This window comes from Acidovorax sp. GW821-FHT10A04, assembly GCF_059415825.1.
This window is the reverse complement of the sequence record NZ_JBWKNZ010000022.1, coordinates 59,172-78,941: the sequence shown is the minus strand read 5'-3', so window position 1 is coordinate 78,941 and position 19,770 is coordinate 59,172. Positions and strand designations below refer to the sequence as shown.

At 67.9% G+C, this 19,770-nt stretch carries 23 protein-coding genes; 10 read left to right on the top strand and 13 right to left on the bottom strand.

Features of this window, described 5'->3' with window-relative positions:
- The first annotated feature begins 37 nt into the window (after positions 1-37).
- Positions 38-349 carry a hypothetical protein gene (locus AC07PF_RS31230; RefSeq protein WP_494614512.1) on the top strand — a complete coding sequence of 104 codons (312 nt, stop codon included), beginning with the start codon at positions 38-40 and terminating at the stop codon, positions 347-349.
- Between the two features lie 39 nt (positions 350-388).
- On the opposite strand, the gene AC07PF_RS31225 is transcribed toward AC07PF_RS31230, so the two are convergent.
- The 5 genes from AC07PF_RS31225 to AC07PF_RS31205 all read right to left on the bottom strand — a co-directional run bounded on the left by AC07PF_RS31225 (position 389) and on the right by AC07PF_RS31205 (position 3,998).
- Positions 389-1,312 carry a hypothetical protein gene (locus tag AC07PF_RS31225; protein WP_494614511.1) on the bottom strand — a complete coding sequence of 308 codons (924 nt, stop codon included), beginning with the start codon at positions 1,310-1,312 and terminating at the stop codon, positions 389-391.
- Positions 1,313-1,531: 219 nt separating this feature from the next.
- On the bottom strand, positions 1,532-2,323 hold the full coding sequence (locus tag AC07PF_RS31220) for a YkgJ family cysteine cluster protein (RefSeq protein ID WP_494614510.1): 792 nt from the start codon (positions 2,321-2,323) through the stop codon (positions 1,532-1,534).
- Between the two features lie 24 nt (positions 2,324-2,347).
- Positions 2,348-2,566, bottom strand: a complete 219-nt coding sequence (locus tag AC07PF_RS31215; RefSeq protein WP_494610087.1) for a hypothetical protein — start codon at positions 2,564-2,566, stop codon at positions 2,348-2,350.
- 149 nt (positions 2,567-2,715) lie between these two features.
- The gene (locus AC07PF_RS31210) at positions 2,716-3,120 is read right to left on the bottom strand and encodes a GNAT family N-acetyltransferase (protein ID WP_494614509.1); all 405 of its coding nucleotides are present in this window, start codon (positions 3,118-3,120) and stop codon (positions 2,716-2,718) included.
- Positions 3,093-3,998, bottom strand: coding sequence for a GNAT family N-acetyltransferase (locus tag AC07PF_RS31205; protein WP_494614508.1), 906 nt, complete (start codon positions 3,996-3,998; stop codon positions 3,093-3,095). Before AC07PF_RS31205 ends, AC07PF_RS31210 begins: the two co-directional genes overlap by 28 nt.
- 234 nt (positions 3,999-4,232) lie before the next feature.
- Here AC07PF_RS31205 and AC07PF_RS31200 point away from each other — a divergent pair, with 234 nt between their 5' ends.
- From AC07PF_RS31200 to AC07PF_RS31170, 7 genes are all read left to right on the top strand, one after another.
- Positions 4,233-4,751, top strand: a complete 519-nt coding sequence (locus AC07PF_RS31200) for a DUF2059 domain-containing protein (RefSeq protein WP_007853322.1) — start codon at positions 4,233-4,235, stop codon at positions 4,749-4,751.
- 125 nt (positions 4,752-4,876) lie between these two features.
- A complete protein-coding gene (locus AC07PF_RS31195) occupies positions 4,877-5,359 on the top strand; it encodes a hypothetical protein (RefSeq protein ID WP_494614507.1) in 483 nt (160 codons plus the stop codon).
- A 47-nt stretch (positions 5,360-5,406) separates the two neighbouring features.
- On the top strand, positions 5,407-5,799 hold the full coding sequence (locus AC07PF_RS31190) for a hypothetical protein (protein ID WP_494614506.1): 393 nt from the start codon (positions 5,407-5,409) through the stop codon (positions 5,797-5,799).
- Positions 5,800-5,984: 185 nt separating this feature from the next.
- A complete protein-coding gene (locus AC07PF_RS31185; protein WP_494614505.1) occupies positions 5,985-6,455 on the top strand; it encodes a prepilin-type cleavage/methylation domain-containing protein in 471 nt (156 codons plus the stop codon).
- A complete protein-coding gene (locus AC07PF_RS31180) occupies positions 6,456-9,059 on the top strand; it encodes a putative bifunctional diguanylate cyclase/phosphodiesterase (protein ID WP_494614504.1) in 2,604 nt (867 codons plus the stop codon). It begins immediately after the preceding gene.
- Between the two features lie 422 nt (positions 9,060-9,481).
- The gene (locus AC07PF_RS31175) at positions 9,482-11,569 is read left to right on the top strand and encodes a hybrid sensor histidine kinase/response regulator family protein (RefSeq protein WP_494614503.1); all 2,088 of its coding nucleotides are present in this window, start codon (positions 9,482-9,484) and stop codon (positions 11,567-11,569) included.
- A gap of 111 nt (positions 11,570-11,680) precedes the next feature.
- Positions 11,681-11,875 (top strand): hypothetical protein, encoded by a 195-nt coding sequence (locus AC07PF_RS31170; protein WP_494614502.1) that lies wholly within the window; start codon positions 11,681-11,683, stop codon positions 11,873-11,875.
- A 19-nt stretch (positions 11,876-11,894) separates the two neighbouring features.
- On the opposite strand, the gene AC07PF_RS31165 is transcribed toward AC07PF_RS31170, so the two are convergent.
- The 4 genes from AC07PF_RS31165 to AC07PF_RS31150 form a co-directional block, all read right to left on the bottom strand.
- Positions 11,895-12,167, bottom strand: a complete 273-nt coding sequence (locus AC07PF_RS31165; RefSeq protein WP_494610039.1) for a DUF3253 domain-containing protein — start codon at positions 12,165-12,167, stop codon at positions 11,895-11,897.
- A 17-nt stretch (positions 12,168-12,184) separates the two neighbouring features.
- Entirely contained in the window at positions 12,185-13,042 is an 858-nt protein-coding gene (locus AC07PF_RS31160) for a hypothetical protein (protein ID WP_494614501.1), read from the bottom strand.
- 182 nt (positions 13,043-13,224) lie between these two features.
- Entirely contained in the window at positions 13,225-14,898 is a 1,674-nt protein-coding gene (locus AC07PF_RS31155; protein WP_007853304.1) for a response regulator, read from the bottom strand.
- 15 nt (positions 14,899-14,913) lie between these two features.
- Positions 14,914-16,440, bottom strand: a complete 1,527-nt coding sequence (locus tag AC07PF_RS31150) for an ATPase domain-containing protein (protein ID WP_494614500.1) — start codon at positions 16,438-16,440, stop codon at positions 14,914-14,916.
- A 314-nt stretch (positions 16,441-16,754) separates the two neighbouring features.
- Between AC07PF_RS31150 and AC07PF_RS31145 the strand changes: the two genes are divergently transcribed.
- Positions 16,755-17,069 (top strand): hypothetical protein, encoded by a 315-nt coding sequence (locus tag AC07PF_RS31145; RefSeq protein WP_494614499.1) that lies wholly within the window; start codon positions 16,755-16,757, stop codon positions 17,067-17,069.
- Between the two features lie 367 nt (positions 17,070-17,436).
- On the opposite strand, the gene AC07PF_RS31140 is transcribed toward AC07PF_RS31145, so the two are convergent.
- The 4 genes from AC07PF_RS31140 to AC07PF_RS31125 form a co-directional block, all read right to left on the bottom strand.
- Positions 17,437-17,604 (bottom strand): hypothetical protein, encoded by a 168-nt coding sequence (locus tag AC07PF_RS31140; protein WP_494610034.1) that lies wholly within the window; start codon positions 17,602-17,604, stop codon positions 17,437-17,439.
- Positions 17,605-17,776: 172 nt separating this feature from the next.
- On the bottom strand, positions 17,777-18,280 hold the full coding sequence (locus AC07PF_RS31135; RefSeq protein WP_494614498.1) for an alpha-ketoglutarate-dependent dioxygenase AlkB: 504 nt from the start codon (positions 18,278-18,280) through the stop codon (positions 17,777-17,779).
- Between the two features lie 25 nt (positions 18,281-18,305).
- The gene (locus tag AC07PF_RS31130) at positions 18,306-18,611 is read right to left on the bottom strand and encodes a hypothetical protein (RefSeq protein ID WP_007853277.1); all 306 of its coding nucleotides are present in this window, start codon (positions 18,609-18,611) and stop codon (positions 18,306-18,308) included.
- A gap of 212 nt (positions 18,612-18,823) precedes the next feature.
- A complete protein-coding gene (locus AC07PF_RS31125) occupies positions 18,824-19,198 on the bottom strand; it encodes a MerR family transcriptional regulator (RefSeq protein WP_007853265.1) in 375 nt (124 codons plus the stop codon).
- A 64-nt stretch (positions 19,199-19,262) separates the two neighbouring features.
- Between AC07PF_RS31125 and AC07PF_RS31120 the strand changes: the two genes are divergently transcribed.
- Complete coding sequence (locus AC07PF_RS31120) at positions 19,263-19,763, top strand: SRPBCC family protein (protein WP_494614497.1); 501 nt, start codon at positions 19,263-19,265, stop codon at positions 19,761-19,763.
- Positions 19,764-19,770 lie beyond the last annotated feature (7 nt).

Genomic DNA, 19,770 nt, shown 5'->3' with positions numbered 1-19,770 from the left:
AATGGGAGACAAAAAAAATGGGAGGGAGCCTGTGATGATGGGATCGGTGAGAAACGGCGGCGCGCTCAAGCTGCTGGGTGGGGGACTGCTGGCGGGCCTGTGTGGCGTGCTGGTGCATTGGGTGCACGTGCATTGGCACCAGGTGCCCGTGGGTGGGGGCCTGGTGGTGGTGGGGCTGCCGGGGGCGTTCGTGCTCACGGGCTTTCTGGAGCTGCTGACGGGGCACCCCTTCCTGTCGCTGGCCAGCAAGTGGGATGACCTGGCGGGTTGGCAGCGCGGCATCCTGGGTACGCTGGTGGCCGCGCTGGCCTTCGGGGTGGCGCTCTGCGCGCTGGTGCTGTTCGGCTAGTGAGGGAAGACTCCGGCCCACAGCCCCGGGGCGGCCCCATCAGTCATCGCGCTGGCGAGGCGGGCCTTGGCCGCCTTGGGACGGCAGCCGGTAGGACACACCCGATTTTTCTCCCAGGTCGTCGCGCCACAGCAGCACCTGGCCCCGGTTGGACACGGCGATGGCCTGGGGCCGGATGGCCGCGATGCGTTGCAGGCCGTACTGCATGCGCTGGCGCGCGTTGGCGCGGCTGGTGCTGGGACCACGCTCAATGCAGCAGGACAGGTCCAGGTCCCGGTACTCGGTGAGTTCGAAGAAGTGGCCGCCGTAGCCCCGCAGGCGCTCCCAGCGGCCGATGCGGTCCGCCACGCCCTCCCGCTCGCGCAGGCCTTGCGGGCCCAGGGGCTGCATGCCGACCAGGGGCACGACGAGCGCCGTGCGGTGGGCCTGCGAGAGCCCGACCACCGTGGGGTACGAGGCCAGGGCATCGCCGTGCAGCGCATCGATGGCGGCATGGGTCGCCAGGGGCTGGGCGCCGGCGGTCAGGGTGGTCAGCAGCGTCGCGTCGTACAGGCCCTGCACCAGGCCCTGCGCGTCCAGGTGCGTGGGCAGCAGCAGCAACTGGTCATAGCCCAGGCCATCGCTGGCGGGTGTGCGCAGGTCCAGCAGGATATGCAGGTAGGACTTGATGGCCCGCACGCGCAGTTCCTCGGCCGGCAGGGGCGGGCATTGCGGGCCGCACCGGGCCTGCTCCCAGGCCTCGGCCAGGCCGGCGTGGTGCGATGTGAACGCCGCCGTGGCCAGGCACAGGCCGGGCAGGCCGATCCAGATTGCAAAGGGCCGCGTCCTGGACAGGGCCTTGTAGCGCTGCAGGCGACCAACGCCCAGCGCCGCCCATTCCTCCGGATGGCGCCACAGCCAGAAGGCCAGCAGGCCGAACCAGGCCAGCAGCACCAGCGCAAGGGTATCGATGGCGGATGACATGGCTTGGCAGGCGCTTTCTTCAGGGCGCAGGTACTGCCGGCAGTACACGCGGGGTTGGGCTTGCCCGGCAGTGTGGCGGGTCTGTGTGAGCTGTGGATGAAGTCCCGGCTGGCAGGTGGGCGGCTTCGTCAACGCCGGGCACTGGGGCCACGTCGACCTGCCCTCAAGGCATCGGCGCGCAAAAGACCTGCAAGGGCGTGCACCCCCTCTCGCCGCCGCTTAGGGCGTGGGGGCGTGCAGGTCCAGGTACTCCACCGCCAGGCCCGCGGCCTGGTGCGCCTGCTGTGCCTGCGCGCCCACCTCGTGCAGTATCTGCAGCGTCTGCGGCTGGTGGCTCAGCAGTTGCCAGTGGCCGGGGGGCGAGTCGGCTGCGGCGCCGCCATCGTTGTCGCTGCACTGCTGCAGCGCCGCCAGCAGCTCGGCGCGTGCGGGCTGGTGCACGGCAAAGCCCTCGTTGGCCATGGCGGCGACCCGTATGCCCAGCGCATCGCACAGGCGCTGCTTGGCGGGCATCTCCTGCACGGCCCGGCGGCGGGCCTCGTCGATCAGCGGCAGGGTGGCGGCGTCCACCAGCTGGCCTGCGCGTGCGAAGGCCGGGCCGTGCGCATCCCAGGCCTCGGGCGGGCAGGCCTTCGAGGCCTTGAATTCGGCACCCAGGGGCTCGAAGGGGTTGATCGATGCCGGGTAGATGCGGCAGACCAGTGGCCGCTCGGCATAGATGCTGCAGCGCTTGTCGCCCATCAGGTGCGGGCAGCGCCCCGGGAAGGAGGCGGCCAGGATCACGCCCACGCGCACCGGCAGTGCCCCGCTGGCAGCGGCAAAGCTGCGCTGGCGCCGGTACTGCGCTGGGGCATCGCCCTGCGCGGGCTCGGCGGGCCAGGCAATAGCATCGCACAGCAGGTGGACATCGCCGCCGCGGCGCAGCCAGGCCGTGGCTTCGTGCACCGACAACGGCACCCGGTGGTTCTGGCAGCACCGGCCGCACTGCGTGCATGCGAAGTTCAGCTGCACAGCCGGTCCCTCGGTTCCAGCGGGCTAGCCAGTAACCATGCCGCCCGCGTCCAGGGCCGGCGGGCGCAGCAGGTCCTCATTGATGCCCATGACCTGGCTGGCATGCTCCACGGCCCGCCACAGGGCGGAGGGCATCTGCAGTATCTCCTCGGGCGAGGCCGAGCGCGCAATCCAGGCGCTGATCTGGGAGTGCTGGTCGCGGGTGAGCAGGTCCAGGCTCAGCATCTCGTCGATGGTCTTCATATGGGGCTTGGTGGTCAAACGGTGGGATCTTTCAGGGGCTGTTCTGGAGAGGCAAGCTGCAAGTCTGCCCGAAGGACGAAGCCGGTGCTGGCAAGGGGCTGCGGCGGCACCGTCTGCGGATGGCTGCCATGGTAGCGCTTGCCCCGTGCTCAGCCGCCCGCGCCCCTGTCCGCCCCCATTGCCAGCGGCTTGCGGTACACGCAGTTGCGCCGCTCCACCACAAAGCCGCAATCTGCGTACACGCGGTGGGCGCCGCTGCCGTTCTGGCTGTCCACGGCCAGGCCCGATTCGGCCATGCCGGCGGCGGCCTGGGCGCGCAGGCTGTGCGAAATCAGGGCCCGCGCCAAGCCGCGGCGGCGCCAGGGCTCGCCCACGCTGATGAACTCGGTCCAGCCGCGCTGGCGGCCATTGTGGGTATTCCATGCGGCATCGATGTAGCTGCGCACCTGGCCGGCGACCTGGTGCGATTGCACATCCCACGCCACCTGCCACAGGTGGGGCTGGAAGACCGGGCTCTTCAGCCACTTCAGGTAGTCGGCTTCATCAGGGGGCATGGGCAGGCCATCACCCATTTCGCCCCCGCGAAAGCCTGCAGCGCGGTGCAGTGCAAGGCGCCCTGAGTGTCGCGTAGCATGGCTACGCAAGCGAAGGGCAACGCCGCAATGCGCCGCGCTGCAGGCTTTCCCTTCGGGCTGGCCCCGGCATGCGGCGTCTGCTTTGTCGCACGGCTTGCCAATAGCCCGCTATGGGCTGCGCCGCGCTTCGCGCATCCATCCCCATGCCGGGGCCAGCGCGGGGGCGAAATGGGTGATGGCCTGCCCTGACCCCAGTGGTCCTGGAAAGCGCGCCCATGCGCGTCCCAGATCGCGCGGTAGTGCTCGGGCTGCGCGGGCCGCAGCTCCAGCCCTTCGGGCAGTGCAAAGTCGGCCACGTGGTCGAGCGTAGGGCGCAGCATGGTGAAGATATAGCGCTCAGGCGTGTAGCCGGCTTTTTCCAGCAGGGCCGCACGTGCGGTCTCGCCCTGGACGATGTAGGCGTGGTGCGCATGCCGCGGTGCGCCTGGGTGCTCGGCCGCGGCCTGGGTGCGCTGGCGTTGCTCCAGCCAGGCGTGCAGCACCGTGCCGATGCCCTGGCGCCGCCACTGGGGCGCGACCACGGCGAACTGGGAGTACAGCTGCAGCCCGTCGGCCTGCGCCCATGGCCACGAGCGCACATAGCCCGCGATCTCGGTGCCGGCCTGGGCGATCCACACATCGCGCTCGGGCACGCAGCTGGTGAAGGCGGCGTAGTCGCGCGCCACCTCGTGCACCGTGCGAAAGAACCCGGTGTGGTCGGCCGCAAAGCTGGCGTTGGCGCAGGCGACCATGGCCTCGTAGTCCGAGGGGCCGGCAAAGGGTCGAAAGATCACGTGCGGGGGCGGGCGGGTGTGCATCGGTGGGTGGTCCTGGCGCCGGTCTCGCGCAGTCTGTGGGCGCGCCCTGGCGGTCTGCCGGGGATGGTAGCGCAGGCCTTTGCGCAGCTTGCCGCAGGGCGTGCGCAACAGGCTCACCCATTCGGGTGGAGGAGGGCGCGAACGCACCGGATCAGCCCCGCTGGCGGATACATTCTGCGGGCCCCGATCCAGGGCGTCCCTGTTCGTCGTATGTCCCACCGGAAACCATCACCCATGCACCCCCATCGCTTCGTCCTCCACTTCGCCGCAGCGGCCCTGCTCAGCGTGTCTGCACCCACGGTCTTTGCCCAGGAAACCCGGCAGGAGCTGGTGCAGAAGATCCAGGCGGCGCAGGGTATCCAGGACCAGTTTGAAAAACAGTTGGCCGACCAGCGCGAGTCGCTGAAGGGCTACGGCGCCAAGCTGCTGGGCGACATCGCCGCCCAGAGCGGTGGCGAGGCCAGCGCCAGGGACAAGGCTGCGTTCGACCGGTTCCTGCAGCGCTGCGCGCAGATGTTCTCCGGCAAGGAACTGGCCGCCAAATGGGCTGCCAGTTACGGTGCGGATCTGTCGACCGATGACTTGCGCGAGATCCTGGCGCACTACGAGTCCCCCATCGGCAAGAAGGAGGTTCGCGCCAACAAGGCGGCCATGGCGGCCTTCTCGGCGTGGATGAACGCCGAGTCCCAGACCCGTACGGATGCGCTGATCGGCGGGCTGTTGAGGGACCTGCAGCAGCCGGCAAAGCGGTAGGCAAGCCGGGTCGCGGCCGCCACTGCAGGGGCCCACCTGCCTGGCGTGGCCGGATGCCATCGCAAGCAGCCACCGAGGCGCCTTGTCCTACCTGGCCAGGGCGCAGCTTGCGGCACAGTGCACGCATGGCAAAAGCGTCTGCGGTTCTTTCAGCGCACGGGCGGCTCGCTCCGCACCGGCTGATGTGGGCGCTGCTGCCCTGCATGGCCGCACTGGGCGGCTGCCAGGGCACGCATGACCTCTCGAACAGCGGTTGCCTGCCCCTGCGCGCCCCGGCCCAGGTGGTGCTGGTGCAAGAGGCCGGCCTGTACACCGTGCGCGACGCCAAGGCGCTGGTGCTGGCTGCGCACCCCCGCAATGCCGTCAACGACGGTTTCCATGGCACGCAGCTGGTGCGCGTGCTGCCGCCGGGCACGCGGCTGGGCATTGACCGCCTTCAACAGGCCTGGGGCTTTGATGTGGGCAAAGGGCGCATCAGCGCCTTCGGGCACGCCGTGGGCGGTGGCGAGCGCTTCGAGTACGGCTGGGGCGGCGGCACCACGATTGGCCGTGCGCCCTGGGAGCCTGCCTCGCTACGCCCTCTGCGCACGGTGGCCTGCGGCGATTGACCGAGTCCCGTGCGCGGCCATCCACCATGTCAAGAAAGGAGCATTCCATGCAGCCGATACACCTTTGCCTTCGCCGCGTGGCGCTCGCCACCGTGGTGCTGCTGGCCACAGGCACGCCCGCACTGGCCCAGACGGCAAGCGTACTGTACTCAGCTCGCCCGGCCATCGCGCTGAGCGTGGGCGACAGGATGGCCGCCCGGCAGGCGCCCGTGGAGTTCACCGTGACCATGCCGGACGGCAAGACGACCACTGCCACGGCCGAGCCCGAGGGCGGTGGCGAGCGCGCGGGCACTGTGCACTACCCCAGCGACTTCGGCAACGCCGGCACCCGCGTGGGCGACTACACCTGGGCCGCGCGCGTGGGCGGCAAGGTGGTGCTGACGGGGCGCTTTGCCTACCGCCCGGGGCAGGGCGGGCAAGTGCTGTTCGTGCCGGGCTGAGCGTTCCGGCGTCGATGCCGTCCTACGCTGCTGGGTGGTGGCGGTGGAATATCATGCGGTATGAAACAAAATGTCAGGGAAATATGGATCCTGGCGCTTTGGTACATCCTGCGTTCGGCCTGTGCGGTGGCGTTTCCCGCGCCACGGGCTGCTGCATTCTTTTGTGAACGTGCCAGGGCATGACCATGAGAGTCGCTAGTCACCACAAGCGGGCCTTGCGCGCGCTCGGGGTCACACTGCTGGAGCTGCTGATCACGGTCACATTGATCGGGCTGCTGTCGGCCGTGGCCATACCCAGCTACAAGGCCTATATCGACCGCGCAAAGATCGCCACCGCCAAGAAGGACATCCTGGAGATCAGCGTCAAGCTGGACCGGCACCTGCAGTTCAAGAACGCGTTTCCGGCGAGCCTGGCCGCTGTGCCCGACAACCGGCTGGACCCTTGGGGAAACCCCTACCGCTACCTGTCGATGGAGGGTGCCAAGGTGGGCGACAAGCGCAAGGACAAATCCCTGCACCCGCTCAACAGCGACTACGACCTGTACAGCATGGGCCCCGATGGCAAGAGCCAGACGCCCTTGACCGCCAAAGCCAGCCGCGATGACATCATTCGCGCCAACAACGGGGGGTTCATTGGCGTGGCCGAGGATTACTGAATGCGCCTGAGTGCGGCCCAAGCCATCCTGCACAGCCGCGTGGGGAGGCAGTTGCTGGCCACCTTCTTCGTGCTGGTGGCGGTGCCGGTGGGCGCCATGTCGCTGCTGGCCTATCAGCTCACCGAGTACGTGGTGCAGCAGTCGGCCGCGCAGCTCAGCGGCGAGCTGGCCAAGGCGGTGGGCATCAACCTCATCGACCGCCTGCGCGCCGCCGAGAGCCTGCTGCACGTGCATGGGCTGCCCGCCGATGGGGGCACCGGGCCCGCAGTGCCGGACCAGCGGCTGGGCGCCGTCTTTGCCCGCGTGGACCGGCTGTCCCCGGCAGAGGCCGCGCTGGCGCCCGGGGGGCGCAGCGCCCTGCGGGTGGCCGGCGCCGCACAGCCCGGGGCTGCACCCACGGTGGATCTGATCGTGCCTGTCGAAGGCGCCGTGGTGCGCGGTCGCTTCACTGCCGACTACCTGTGGGAGAACGCGCAGTCGGGCACCCACAAACTCTGTTTTTCGGGGCCACAGCTGGCCGCGCCTTTCTGCCAGGGGGTGGAGGTGCAGGCCCCCCACGCGGTGCAAACGCAGCGCGAGATCTTCTTCACGCCGTACTTCGATGCACCGGCCTGGACCCTCACCACCACGCTGCAGCCGGATGTGCGGCGCTACCTGCCCATTGGCGTGGCAGCCCTGGTGGGCAATGTGGCGGGCATCGCGTTTTTGCTGGCGCTGGCGAGCAGCTCGGTGGTGTTGCGCCGCCTGACCCGGCCGCTGGATGCGCTCACCTCGGGCACGCGCGCCGTGCTGCGCGGCGACTTCACGCGCCAGGTGCAGATTGCCGGCCAGCGCAGCGAGTTCACCGATCTGGCGGATTCCTTCAATGCCATGACCGAAGAGGTGGGGCGCGACCTGGCGCTGTTCCGCGTGCTCGCGCAGATGGACCAGGCCATCATCGAACAGAAGCCCTTGGCCGAGGTGGTGCGCCTGATGCTGGCGCACCTGCACCTCCCGCCGGCGCAAGGCAGGGTGGACGTGGTGCAGTGGCTGGCGGGCGCGCCCAGGCCCCACCTGCTTTCGCTGGCAGGCGATGGCACGCTGCAGCAAAGCGAGACCAGCGCCGTCCCTGCCGACCCCACCGGCGAGCCAGGGCCCTGGCACGACCTGCCCGTGGCCCAGACCGGCACCCAGCGCGTGTGGCTGCGCCTGGCGCAGCCGCTGGCACCGCAGCGGCGGGCGCAGCGCGAGCTGGGCGCCTTTCGCCAGCGGCTGGCCGTGGCCCTGCATGCCGAGCAGCACGAGCAGCAGCTGCGCGAGCGCGCCACCCACGACAGCCTGACGGGCCTGCTCAACCGCTTCGGGCTGGTGGAGGCCATTGACCGGCTGGCGCAGGCACTGGGCACTCCCTTTGCCGTGGTCTACATGGACCTCGATGGCTTCAAGGAAATCAACGACGCCTATGGCCACTATGTGGGCGACTGTGTGCTGCGCGAGGTGGCCAGCCGCCTGCGCGACTGCATCGGCACGCGTGCGCTGGCCATGGCCCGCCCGGGCGGGGACGAATTCGTCTTTGTGCTGCCGGCAGATGCGCAGGGGATGTTCCGGGCCGACATCGACGCCGTGATGCAGGCCGTGCGCGTGCCCTACAGCGTGCCCCCGCGCGTGCTGCCGCTGGCCGCCAGCCTGGGCGTGGCGCTGTTTCCCGAGCATGGCAGGTCGCAGGACGAGCTGCTCAAGCACGCCGACCTGGCCATGTACACCGCCAAGGCCGCGGGCCGCAATGTGCTGGTGGAGTTCGAGCCCGCGCTGGCCGCCCAGCAGGCCGAGCGGCTGGCGCTCAGGCACGACCTGCGCCAGGCGCTAGCCGCGCAGCAGATGTTCGTGGTGTACCAGCCGCGCGTGGGCGCACACGACCGCCAGACCGCCTCGGTCGAGGCGCTGCTGCGCTGGCGCCACCCCGAGCACGGGTTGGTGTCGCCCGACGTCTTCATCGCACTGGCCGAGGAGTCGGGCTTCATCCTCGAGCTGGGCCTGTGGGTGCTGCGCCAGGCGCTGCAGCAGTTTGCGCTGTGGCGCGCCGATCCCGCGGTGCCGGTGCGCCACCTGTCGGTGAACCTGTCGCCGGTGCAACTGGCCGACCCGGGCTTTCCGGGGGCGCTGCAGGCGCTGGTGCAGGAGTTCGGCATCCGCCCCGGAGAGCTGGAGCTGGAGATCACCGAAGGCGCGCTGATCCAGGACGTGGACGCCGCCGTCACGCGCCTGGCGGCGCTGCGTGCGCAGGGCGTGGCGATTGCGCTGGACGATTTCGGCGTGGGCTACTCGGCCATGCGCTACCTGAACCGCCTGCCGTTCGACACGCTCAAGATCGACAAGAGCTTCGTGTTTGCCTTTGGCGCGGTCCGCCCCGCGCTGGCCATTGCCACTGCCATCGTGGCCCTGGCCAAGGCGCTGGACAAGCGGGTGGTGGCAGAGGGCGTGGAGACGCCCATGCAGGCCGACCTGCTGCAGGGCCTGGGCGTGAACGAACTGCAGGGTTACCTCTACGGCAAGCCGCAGACGGTGGCCGAACTCGAAAGTCTGTGGTCCCGCGCCGAGAACGCCGAAAGCCCGTCCCGCAGCTGAGCCTTGCGCTGCAGAGGCAGCGGCTGCGTGACTTTGCAGTTACCATTCATACTGATTGGTCGCAATTCAGCGCGAAGCAGGAGAAGGGCAACTGGGTTGGCCCGGTCGGTACCCCTTGGTTGCACCGCATTCAGTAGTGACCACGGCCCGTAATGTGGCGGGCGTCTGCAACGGCGCAGACACTTTGATCAAGACAGCGCATCAAGTGCCCAGGGGCTCGCCCTGGTTGGGTCCGGTACGAACCGGCCGTTTCCGTTGGCGTTTTGCGATGGCGTGCTGTGCCGCGTCCTTTTGCGGGTACCGCGTGGCACTGAAGCCAGGCGCCTCATCGGTGTTGAATTTCATTGACTCGCTCGCTAGGACAAGCCATGTTGACAAGAAAAAGAGCCGGGGGCAGGGGCTCCAGAGAGGCAGCAGAGTCGGTGCGCTGGCTGCGCCTGATGGCGCTGCTGAGCGTCGTGGTTCCCTTGGTGATCTACGCCATCTTCGGGGTCGTCGGGTTTCTGCGGGCCACGGACGAAACCGATGCCCGTGTGTCCCGTTCCCTTCGTGTTGCGCATGAGCATGCCTCCAAGGTCATGGCCACGTCCGAGGCGGTCATGGAAAAGGCGTACTCCCTGGTGAACGGCAAGAATCCGCAGGCGCTGCACAGCATCGAGGCATTTCTGCACGAAGAGCTGCGCAAGCGCACCGTGGACCAGCCGCAGATCCAGTCCATCCTTGTCCTGGATGCGCAGGGTCGTCCCATTGCCAGCAGCCGCCTGTTCCCGTTTCCGGGGGTTGATCTGTCCGATGGTGAGTATTTTCAGCACCACCTGCAGGGCCGCCCGGGCGCGCATCTGTCCAAGCCACTCGTGACCCGGACTTCCAACGAGCGTGTCTTGAATGTCAGTGTCGCCTTCGAGGATGACGCCGGCAAATTTGGCGGGGTCATCAACGTGGCCTTGCTCACGTCCTACTTTTACGATTTCTACGGGGACCTGGTGGCGGATGAGCCCAATCTGGCGGTGAGCCTTTTCCGTGGCGACGGAGAGGTTTACACCCGGTGGCCCCACAACGCCAACACCCCCGACAGGTTGCAGCCCAACGCGCCCGTGATGCAGCGGCTGCGCGCCGGCGAGGACTCGGGGCGCCTGCAGGGTTTCTCGCCGATAGACCAGAAGGAGCGGGTGATTGCCTACCGCAAGGTCGGTGACTATCCCTTGTACGTGTCCACGGCGATGCGGCTGAACGTGCCGCTGCACGAGCTGTTTCAGCAGCTCGCGCTGCTGTTCGCCATGGGGGCGCTGCCGGTGGCTGCCCTGGTCATCACGGCAAGGACGGCGCTGCAAAGCGCTCGCGCTGCGCACGACACGCTGCAAGAGCTGGAGAAGGAAACCGAAAGCCGCCAGCGTGCCGAAGAGGCGCTGCGCCAGGCGCAGAAGCTCGAGGCACTGGGCCGACTGACCGGGGGTGTGGCGCACGACTTCAACAACGCCCTGATGGTGATCAGCAACAACCTGCACCTGCTCAAGCGCACGGTGCCGCAGGCGGGCATGCGGCAGATTGACTCTATCGCGCGCGCCGTCAAGTCGGCCACCAATCTCACCCGCCAGCTGCTGGCCTTCTCGCGGCGCCAGCCCCTGGTCGCCGAGTACGTGCAGCTGCAGCACAAGCTCCCGGCCATCCAGGACCTCATCGTTCCGGTGCTGGGCAGCCGTGTGCGCCTGGAGGTGCAGGTGCACCCCTCGACCGCGCCGGTGTTCCTGGACCTGAGCGAGCTGGAATTGGCGCTGCTCAACCTGAGCATCAATGCGCGCGATGCAATGCCCACGGGGGGCGCGTTGTCGATCCAGGTGCGCAATGCCGGGCCCCGGCGGGTGGCGACACCGGGGCAGGAAATCGAGATGGTCGTGATCGAAGTGTCCGACACGGGCAGCGGTATTGCGCAGGACGATCTGGACAAGGTCTTCGAGCCGTTCTTCACCACCAAGCCCGTGGGCGAAGGCACGGGCCTGGGCCTCAGCCAGGTGTATGGCTTTTGCCAGGGCGTAGGTGGTTATGCGGAAATCGCCAGCGAAGTGGGCAAGGGTACGAAGGTCAGCCTGTACCTGCCCTGCACGGCGGCCAGGGCATCCCGCGATGAGCCCGCCTCCGACACCTCGTTCAAGCCCCTGGGCATGAGCCTCCTGGTGGTGGAAGACAACGACGAGGTGGCCGAATCCCTGGAGCCCCTGCTGCAGTCGCTGGGGTGCACCGTCACCCGGGTGGACCGCGCCGACAAGGCCATCCACCTCCTGGATGAGGGCCAGCGGCCGGACCTGGTACTGTCTGACGTCATGATGCCCGGTGAGCTCAACGGAGAGGGCCTGGCAAGGCACATCCGCGAGAAATGGCCTGCGCAGCGGGTTCTGCTGATGACCGGGTATGCCGAGCAATTGGCCCGAATCTCGCAACTGGGTTTTGACGTGCTGCCCAAGCCCTGCACGCCACAGATGCTGCATGCCGCCATCGGCAAGTCTGCAACCTAGCCGCACCAGGCCGCGCCTTGGTGGCCACGTCATCGGCCGTGGCCTCGTTCCTGACACGAATGCAGCCTGCGCGGCTACAGGGATTGATCGGAAGATCGGCCAACATGGCTGATGAAGTTCTGGGTGCTGCTGCGCCTGGTCTGTTCCCTTCGATCCCGTCACCACTTCGCTTTTGAAGCTGGCCGGTGTCAGGAGCACGGCGGCATTGCCGACCTGCTGTCGTGGGGCAACACCGCCGCCGTGCTGCTGCCCCCGGTGCTACCGCAAAGACCCCGCCTGCAGGGCTATGCGGCGGCGGCTGCATAGCGCCATCCGCATGGCAAGTTCACCCGGGGCCTGGCGGGGCGGGCCTGGCCAGCCGGATCGGCCCCACCGCATGCACAGCCGAGGCCACCGCCTGCCCGCGCTGCAGGACCCGCAGGTGGCCTTCGCGCGCCAGGAGGTCGGCGGCGGCGCGCACGGCGGGCATCATGGGGCGCCACTGCGCTGGGGCATCCCCGGCCAGTGCCCGCGCCACTTCGGAAGGGCAGATGGTCTTGCCCGGCGCGCGCCCATCGAGCAGTGCCAGGATGGCCCGTTCAATGGCTGCGTGGTTCAAGGGGACAGGCCTGGTGGTCACTCCGGCAACACGTAGCACAGGCCTTGCTGGGTAGTGTTGCCCACGAGGCGCTCCACATCGTCCATGGTGGAGAACTGCGCCCAGAAGTGATCAGCCGCCCAGCACAGGTAGGGGCCCGAGCGTGCAAGAACGGCACGCGTGGGGCGGGTGGGGTCCACGCTGTAGGTCCAGTTGCCCCAGAAGCCGGTGATGCCGCCCCGGGTTTCCTTGCGGTCCACCTCGAAGCGGGCGTATTCCTTTTCACCCTGCACGGTGCCGGCGCCGCTGCACTGGGCGTTGGCGTACGCCATGGTGGCCTGGTTGACGGTGACGCGGGTCTCGTCCTGGCGTGTCAGGCGAAACATGTTGCGGGTTCCCTGGCCGGGGGAGGGGCTGTTGCAGGCTTCGCGCACCCAGGTGCCCTCGGGCAGGCCCCAGACCGCAGTGGCACAGCTCACCTGTACCGAATCCACGGCGGTGCCGGGCATGGCACCGCTGCCCTGGGCCACGGTGCAGGTCTGGCCGTTGGGCTGCGACTTCACCCGCACCGCATAGGCGCTGCCCGCCGCGAGCGGCGTGGCAAACACGAAGCGGCCATTGGCCGTGGGCAGCAGGTCGTCGCCCTCGTTGTTCTGCAGCACCAGCCGGCTGCTGCCGCTGGTGCCCGAGGCGGGTGCCAGGCCGGTCACCGTGCCGCCGATGATGAAGCGTTCGGTAGGGGTGGGGCCAGGCCCGGGGGCGGGTGTTGTGTCACCGCCACCACCCCCGCAGGCCGCCAGCGATGCCGCCAGGACCAGCCAGGCGAAGGGAGCGCAGCGGCGGTGCAGCGGCGCTGCGGGCGAAGAGGTCAAGGGCGTGGTGATGATGTTGGTCATGGCAAAAATTCGAAGTATGTCGAGGCAGGGCGTGCGGAGGAATCCCACAAAGGTGGCAGGACGTGACGCCCGTCACCTGCCGTGCTTCGTGCCTGCCAGCGGGGTTGCCGCGGTGCCTGCTGCCAATGGGCTGGTGGGCATTGGCGCCAGCCAGGGCGCTGGCCGCTGTCGCGGGCGGCCGCTCAACCCCGTGCGCGCGCCAGCTCGTTGCCCACGGCGGTGTGCAGCGTTTCCAGGTCGAAGGGCTTCTTGAGCACCGACTGCGGGCCCACGAGCTTTTCCACCTCGGCCATGTCGGCATAGCCCGTGGCCATCAGCACGGGGATGCCGGGGTGCATCTTGCGGGCGGTGGAGATGAATTCGGCGCCGTTCATTCCGGGCATGAGGTAGTCGGCCATCAGCAGGTCCGGCACGCGGCGGTGCAGTTCGCGCAGGCCGCTCTCACCGTCGCAGGCTTCGCGCACCCTGTAGTTCAAAAGGCGCAGGCCTTCGACGATGCCCTGGCGCACGGCGTCGTCGTCTTCCACCACCAGCACCTCGGTTCGCGCCTCGGATGGAGCAGGGGCTTGCGCAGCGGTGGGGGAGGCCGCATCGTGTTCGCGGATCGGCGTTGCCTGCGCGAAACGCAGGGTGACGGTAGTGCCTTCTCCTTCGGTGCTTTGAATCTCCACGCCGCCACCGGACTGGTTGGCGAAGCCATAGACCTGGCTGAGCCCCAGCCCCGTGCCTTCTCCCTCTGCCTTGGTAGTGAAGAACGGGTCGAACACCTTGGCCTGCAATGCCTCGGGTATTCCGCACCCGGTGTCCTGCACGCTGATGTGCACCTGGCGGCTACCCCCTGCGTTGCCCGGGGCTGCGGCCAGCGCGGTGTGGATGGTCAATGTGCCGCCATCGGGCATCGCGTCGCGCGAGTTGACGGCCATGTTCAAGAGGGCCATCTCGAACTGTGCGCCATCGAGCAGAACCCATGCAGGCTCTTCACTCAGGTCGAGCTGCACCTGCACCTTGGAGCCTACCGATACCTCGATGAGCTCGCGCAGGTTGAGCACCATGGCATTCACGTCGTGCAGGCGCGGCATCAGGCTTTGCGCGCGGGCAAAGGACAGCAGCTGGGCCGTCAGGCGGGCGCCGCGGTCCACCGATTCCTTGGCGCGGCGGGCGTAGTCGGTCACCCGCGGTTCGGTGGAAATCCGGGCGATGAACTGCAGGTTCAGGCTGACCGCGTGCAGCAGGTTGTTGAAGTCGTGCGCGATGCCGCCGGTGAGCCGGCCGATGGCTTCGAGCTTCTGCCCCTGCACCACCTTGGACTGGATGCGCTCGCGGTCCGCGATCTCGCGCGTGAGGCGGTCGTTGGCGCTGGCCAGGTCGCTGGTGCGTGTGGCGATGCGGCTCTCCAGCTCCGCATTCATGCGGTCGACCGTCTGCTTGGCATTGTTCAGGTCGTGCAGGTGCAACCGTGTGGTGTGCTGGCGCTTGCGCGCGCGCAGGGCGGAGCGCACCGCACTGACCAGTGTCTCGGGGTTGACGGGGCGTTCCAGGATGACCAGGTTGCCCAGCTCCTGCAGCGAGGCGGTGGCGCGCACCGACCGGCGGCTGGCCTGGCGCGTGGCCAGCACCACGAAGGGCAAGTCCGACCAGGCCGGCTGGCCTGCCAGGTACTGCCGCAGCGATTCATCCAGGCCGCCGGCAAGCACTTCTTCGGTCAGGATGGCGGCATCGGCCCCTGCCGCAAGCTCTGCCAGCAGCGATGCGGCATCGGGGCACTGGACGCAGACAAATCCATCGCCGCACACCACCGATGCGATGACCTTCGCATCACGGCCATGCGGCGCCAATATGAGAACCCGGCTATCCATGCGCGACATCCGTGTTCAAGAGCGCTGGGAGGCGCTGTCGGCGTCTCCCAGCAGGGCCTGCCGGCCGGTGTACTGTGCTGCGCCAAGGAGTATGCCGTGGAAGTCGGTCAGGGGCTTGCCGATCTGGATCCCATTGGCGCCCAGGCGCAGCTCTCGGATGGTGGACTCGTGTTGCGCGGTACGGCTCTTGATGACTGACAGGGCCTTGAGCACTTCACCCCGCGCCTCGAAGAAGCGGTACTGCACCATGGCATCGCTCAGGTAGCTCAGGTCTATATCGGCGTGCATCTCCCCCACGGTGCCGTGCAGCGAGAGGATGATCAGCGTGACAACGCCCATCGAGTTCAGGTACGACAGCAGCTCGTGCATCTGCAGCAGCAGGTACTGCCCGCCGGGCATGGCCTGCATGTAGGAGTTGAGGCTGTCGACCACCACCAGGCGCACCTGTTCTTTTTCAACGGCTTCGCGCACCGCGTGGGCAAACTGGCCAGGAGAGACCTCTGCAGGGTCGAACGAGCGGATCAGCAATTGGCCATTGGCGATGAACGGATCGATGTCCAGCCCCAGGGCGCGTGAGCGCTGGCGCAGCGACGAGAAGCCCTCGTCGAAAAGGTAGTAGGCCACCTTTTCGCCGCGCCGCATGGCGGCCACCGCGCAGCTGATGGCGGTGGTGGTCTTGCCCACCCCCGCCGGGCCGGCCAGCAGCAAATTGCTGCCGGGCGACAGGCCGCCGCCCAGCATGTCATCAAACGCGGACGTGCCGGTGGAGATGGGGGTCTCGTCGAACTTGCCCCCATGTTCGCCCGCCGCCAGGCGTGGAAACACCACCAGGCCGCCACGGTCGAGGTCGAAGTCATGGTCGCCGCTGCGGAACTTGACGCCGCGCAGCTTGACCACGCGCAACTGGCGCTTGTCGGGGCCGTAGGTGTTGATATTCTGGTTCAGGTGCACCACGCCGTGGGCGATGCTGTGCAACTGCTGGTCGCCCTCGCCGGAGGTTTTGTCGTCGAGCATGAGCACGGTGCAGCCCACCTGTGCGAAAAAGCGCTTCAGGGCGAGTATCTGGCGCCGGTAGCGCAGGGGGCTCTGGGCCAGCAGGCGCAGCTCGGACAGGCTGTCGAACGCCACGCGCTGGGGCTTGAGTTCGCCGACCAGGCGCATCACCTCGCGGGTGGTCTCGCCCAGCTCGAACTCGGAAGGGTGCAGGATGGTCTGCTCCGCCTCTTCACTCAGGCCTTCGTCGCTGACCAGGTCAAAGATCCGGATGCCATCGAGTGACCAGCCATGCGACTGGGCCACCTGCGCAAGTTCTTCCGAAGTCTCTGACAGGGTGACGTAAAGACCCCGCTCGCCCTTGTCGCGCCCTTCGATCAGGAACTGCAGTGCCAGGGTGGTCTTGCCGGTGCCGGGGCTGCCTTCGACGAGATACAGATGTCGCGGGGGAAGGCCGCCACCCAGCACGTCGTCGAGCCCGGCAATGCCGGTGCTCGCGGCGCCCTTGTGCGGATAAGACGGCGAGGAGGAGTGGAGGGCGTACTTCAAATTTTTTCCTTCCAGGGGCAGTTGTCTGGCAGCGCCCCGGTCAGTGCACGCGCCCGGGATGGGACAGGACCACCACGTGGCTTCACGCGGTGGGGTGCACATTTGTATCGGATTGTGGTGGGGCAGCGCTGGCGCGGCAGTCAGCCAACTTCGGCGGACAAGGGGAGGGTGGTCCTACACGGCAACTGGCGTGGCAGCGGCTGTGCGTGGTTGTCGTCGGGCGCCACGAGGGCGCTCGGTAAGGCTTTTTCCTACACGCGCAGGCGGATGGCCGTGCATAGACTGCTTGCACCCATACCCTGGCGCTTGCGTTCATGATCTATCACTTTCACATTGCACACGCCGATGTGCCCACCGTGCAGAATTCCGGCCATGTGGCATTGGCCCGCGAAGAATGCGTGCAGGCTTGCTGGCGGTTGAGTGAAACGCTGCAGCGCTTCTGCCAGTCCGTTCAGCACCTCGGAATCCGTTTTGCAGCGTGCGAACCCGATGACCAGGGACTGCGCATCTGGCTCGACACCCATCTGGATGGTCGCAGCGTGCACAACCTTGCCGAGTCGTTTCTGACCGAGGTGAACCGTGGCACGCCCGGGTTGAAGCTTGCACTGACGCAGGGCCAGGGCGCCTGAGGGCAGGCATCCACTTGCGGCTGGCAGCAGCGGCCGCCATTGCATTGGGCCGCTGCCGCGCGCAGGTATGCGCGCTACGCGCTGCATCCGTCGGGCAGATGGGTTTGCTCAGCGGCTGGTCGGGGACGGTGTCGTGGCGCTGGTCGCGGGTCCGCTGCCCGTGGTGTCACGGGCCTTGTACTTCTTCCACAGGTAACCGGCAATCGCCATCAGGATCATCTTGCGCATGGGTGTTCTCCAGGTTGGGGTGATCCAGGAGCATCGACGGCAATGCAGGCTCCCGCTGTAGGAGGCCGGGGCAAGTGCGCGTCGGCAAGGAGGTGATGGGGTGCCGCGTTGCCCCCGCATGCCAGGGCCCGTGTGCGCGTCAGCGCATGTCCCTGAACGTCACGGACCAGCGCAGTGCCGGCGTCGGCTCCACGCAGTGCTGCCACTTCCAGCGCGCATCGCCCTGCAGCAGGTAGATGGAGCGGGGCTCCACCTCCAGCGCCACCACCTGGCGTTGCAGCTCCGGGTAGGGCGTGTCATCACCCATTTCACCCCCGCGCTGGCCCCGGCATGCGGATGGATGCGCGAAGCGCGGCGCAGCCCATAGTGGACTATGGGCAAGCCGAGCGACAAAGCAGACGCCGCATGCCGGGGCCAGCCCGAAGGGAAAGCCTGCAGCGTGGCGCATTGCGGTGTTGCCCTTCGCTTGCGTAGCGGTGCTACGCGGCACTCAGGGCGCCTTGCACTACACCGCGCTGCAGGCTTTCGCGGGGGTGAAATAGGTGATGACACGCCCTGGGCCAGGGCCGAAAGCGCAGCGTGGCCGGGCCGCCCAGCGATATGCCGATGATGCGTTCGAAGTCCGGCACGTCGCGGTGCCAGCCCAGTGGCGTGCCGGGTGCGTACTCGGACACCAGCGCATGGGCCAACTGCTCGGGCTGCATGCCTTGCCATGCGGCCACGCGCTCGCGCAGGGGCGCCAGGCGCTCGTCGAGCGGCTTGCCTGGCAGCAGCTGGTTGGTGTCGAAGTCGAACGAACCGCCAAAGCCCGCCACCCGGCGCCGTGCCATGTACTCCTTGTACCGGGCCGCGTGCAGCGGCAATGACTGCAGGATGGCGATGAGCTCGCTTTCTTCGGCCCGGCCCAAAAACCCGGCCTGGTAGACCAGGCCGGGAATGGAGGCGCGCACCGGTGCATCCCCGAACAGGCCCGGTTGGTCCATGGCGAGCAGGGCGGCAGGCACGCTCTCAGCCCAGCCGCACCTCGAAGCGGCTGCCGTCGCGCGGCGCCAGCCCCCGGTAGCCCGCCAGGCGCGCAATGCCCAGGGCGCGCACCCAGTGCTGCAAGGCCACCAGGTCGTGCGCCGAGACGTCCTCGGGCTCGACGCGCTCCAGTGAGTCGATGGTGTGCAGCGTGGCCGCGATGTCGTCGGGGCTGCCGAACTGGTGCTCCAGGGCGACGGCAAAGCGCACTTCTGCGGCGGTGCGTTCGGCCTGCGTGAGGCCGGGGTAGTCGCACAGGGCGACGGTGTAGGTGGTGTCCAGAACATCCATGCTCATCTCCAAAAGACTGTATGAATTTACAGTATTTTGGGGCGGGATGGTGGGATATTTATGCGCAGTGGTGCGGGCGCCGGCCCTGGCTCGTGGCGCCGCTACAGATGTGGGAGTGGCGCGCCGGCAAGGGCCCTAGCTTGCTGCGCGGGCGCCTGGCATCCAGCCCCCGGGCCGGGCAACGCAATCCCCTAAAAAAGTGTGAACAGGCCCTATGCCCTGGGCAGCCCGTGCTGCGCGGCACGTTCTTGCAGGCGCTGCTGTTCGCGCAGGAGCACCTTGCTCACCTTGCGCAGGTTCGCGATCTGGGCCTCGATCGCGGTGCGCTTGTCGGCCATCAGGCGGGCGCCTTTGGCGCAGTCGATGCTTTTGGCGCGCATGGCATCGAGCACCTGGCGAATCTCCTGCAGCGAGAAGCCCAGCGACTGCAGTTGCTGCAGCAGGGCCGCGTCCCTGGCGGCCGACTCGGGGTAGTCGCGGTAGTTGTTCTCGCCGCGTTGCACGCCGACGAGCAGTCCCTCGCGTTCGTAAAAGCGCAGCGCGTGGCGACCCAGGCCGGTGCGGCTTTCCAGCTCGGAGATGCGCATTGAAATTCCCTTGACTGTAGATCTCACTCTACAGATTAGCATGGCTTTTTGAAAAGGACACCCCATGCATTTGCTGGTCGAAAAGACGGTTTCCATCCACCGGCCTGTGCAGGCGGTTTTCGGCTATGTATCGAACATGGAGCAGTTTGGCGAATGGTTTCCGGGCGTGCTCTCGATCGAATCGCTCGGCGCGCTCGCCCATGGGCAGCCGGGCAAGGAGTACCTTGAAACCGTGGCTGTGCCGTTCAGGGGGCGCCGGCAGGTCACCCTGCAGGTGCGCGAAGCCAGGGCCCCCGGGTTCTTCGCGACCGAGGGGCGGCTTCTGCCACTGCTGCCGCGCATGGAGATCTCGCTGCACGCCACGGCGCCGCAGTCGTGCGAACTGACCTGGCGCATGTACAGCCGAAGCCAGAGCCTTGCCGTCCGCTGCCTGGTGCTCCCGCTGGCCAGGCGGGTCATGCAGCGGCGGGCGGCGCGGGGCCTGGCTGCGCTGAAGGCGCGGATGGAGCGGGCAGTGCAGGAGGGCGCGCCACGGCCAGGCGATCAGGCGGGCACCTGGCGATGAGCCGGAT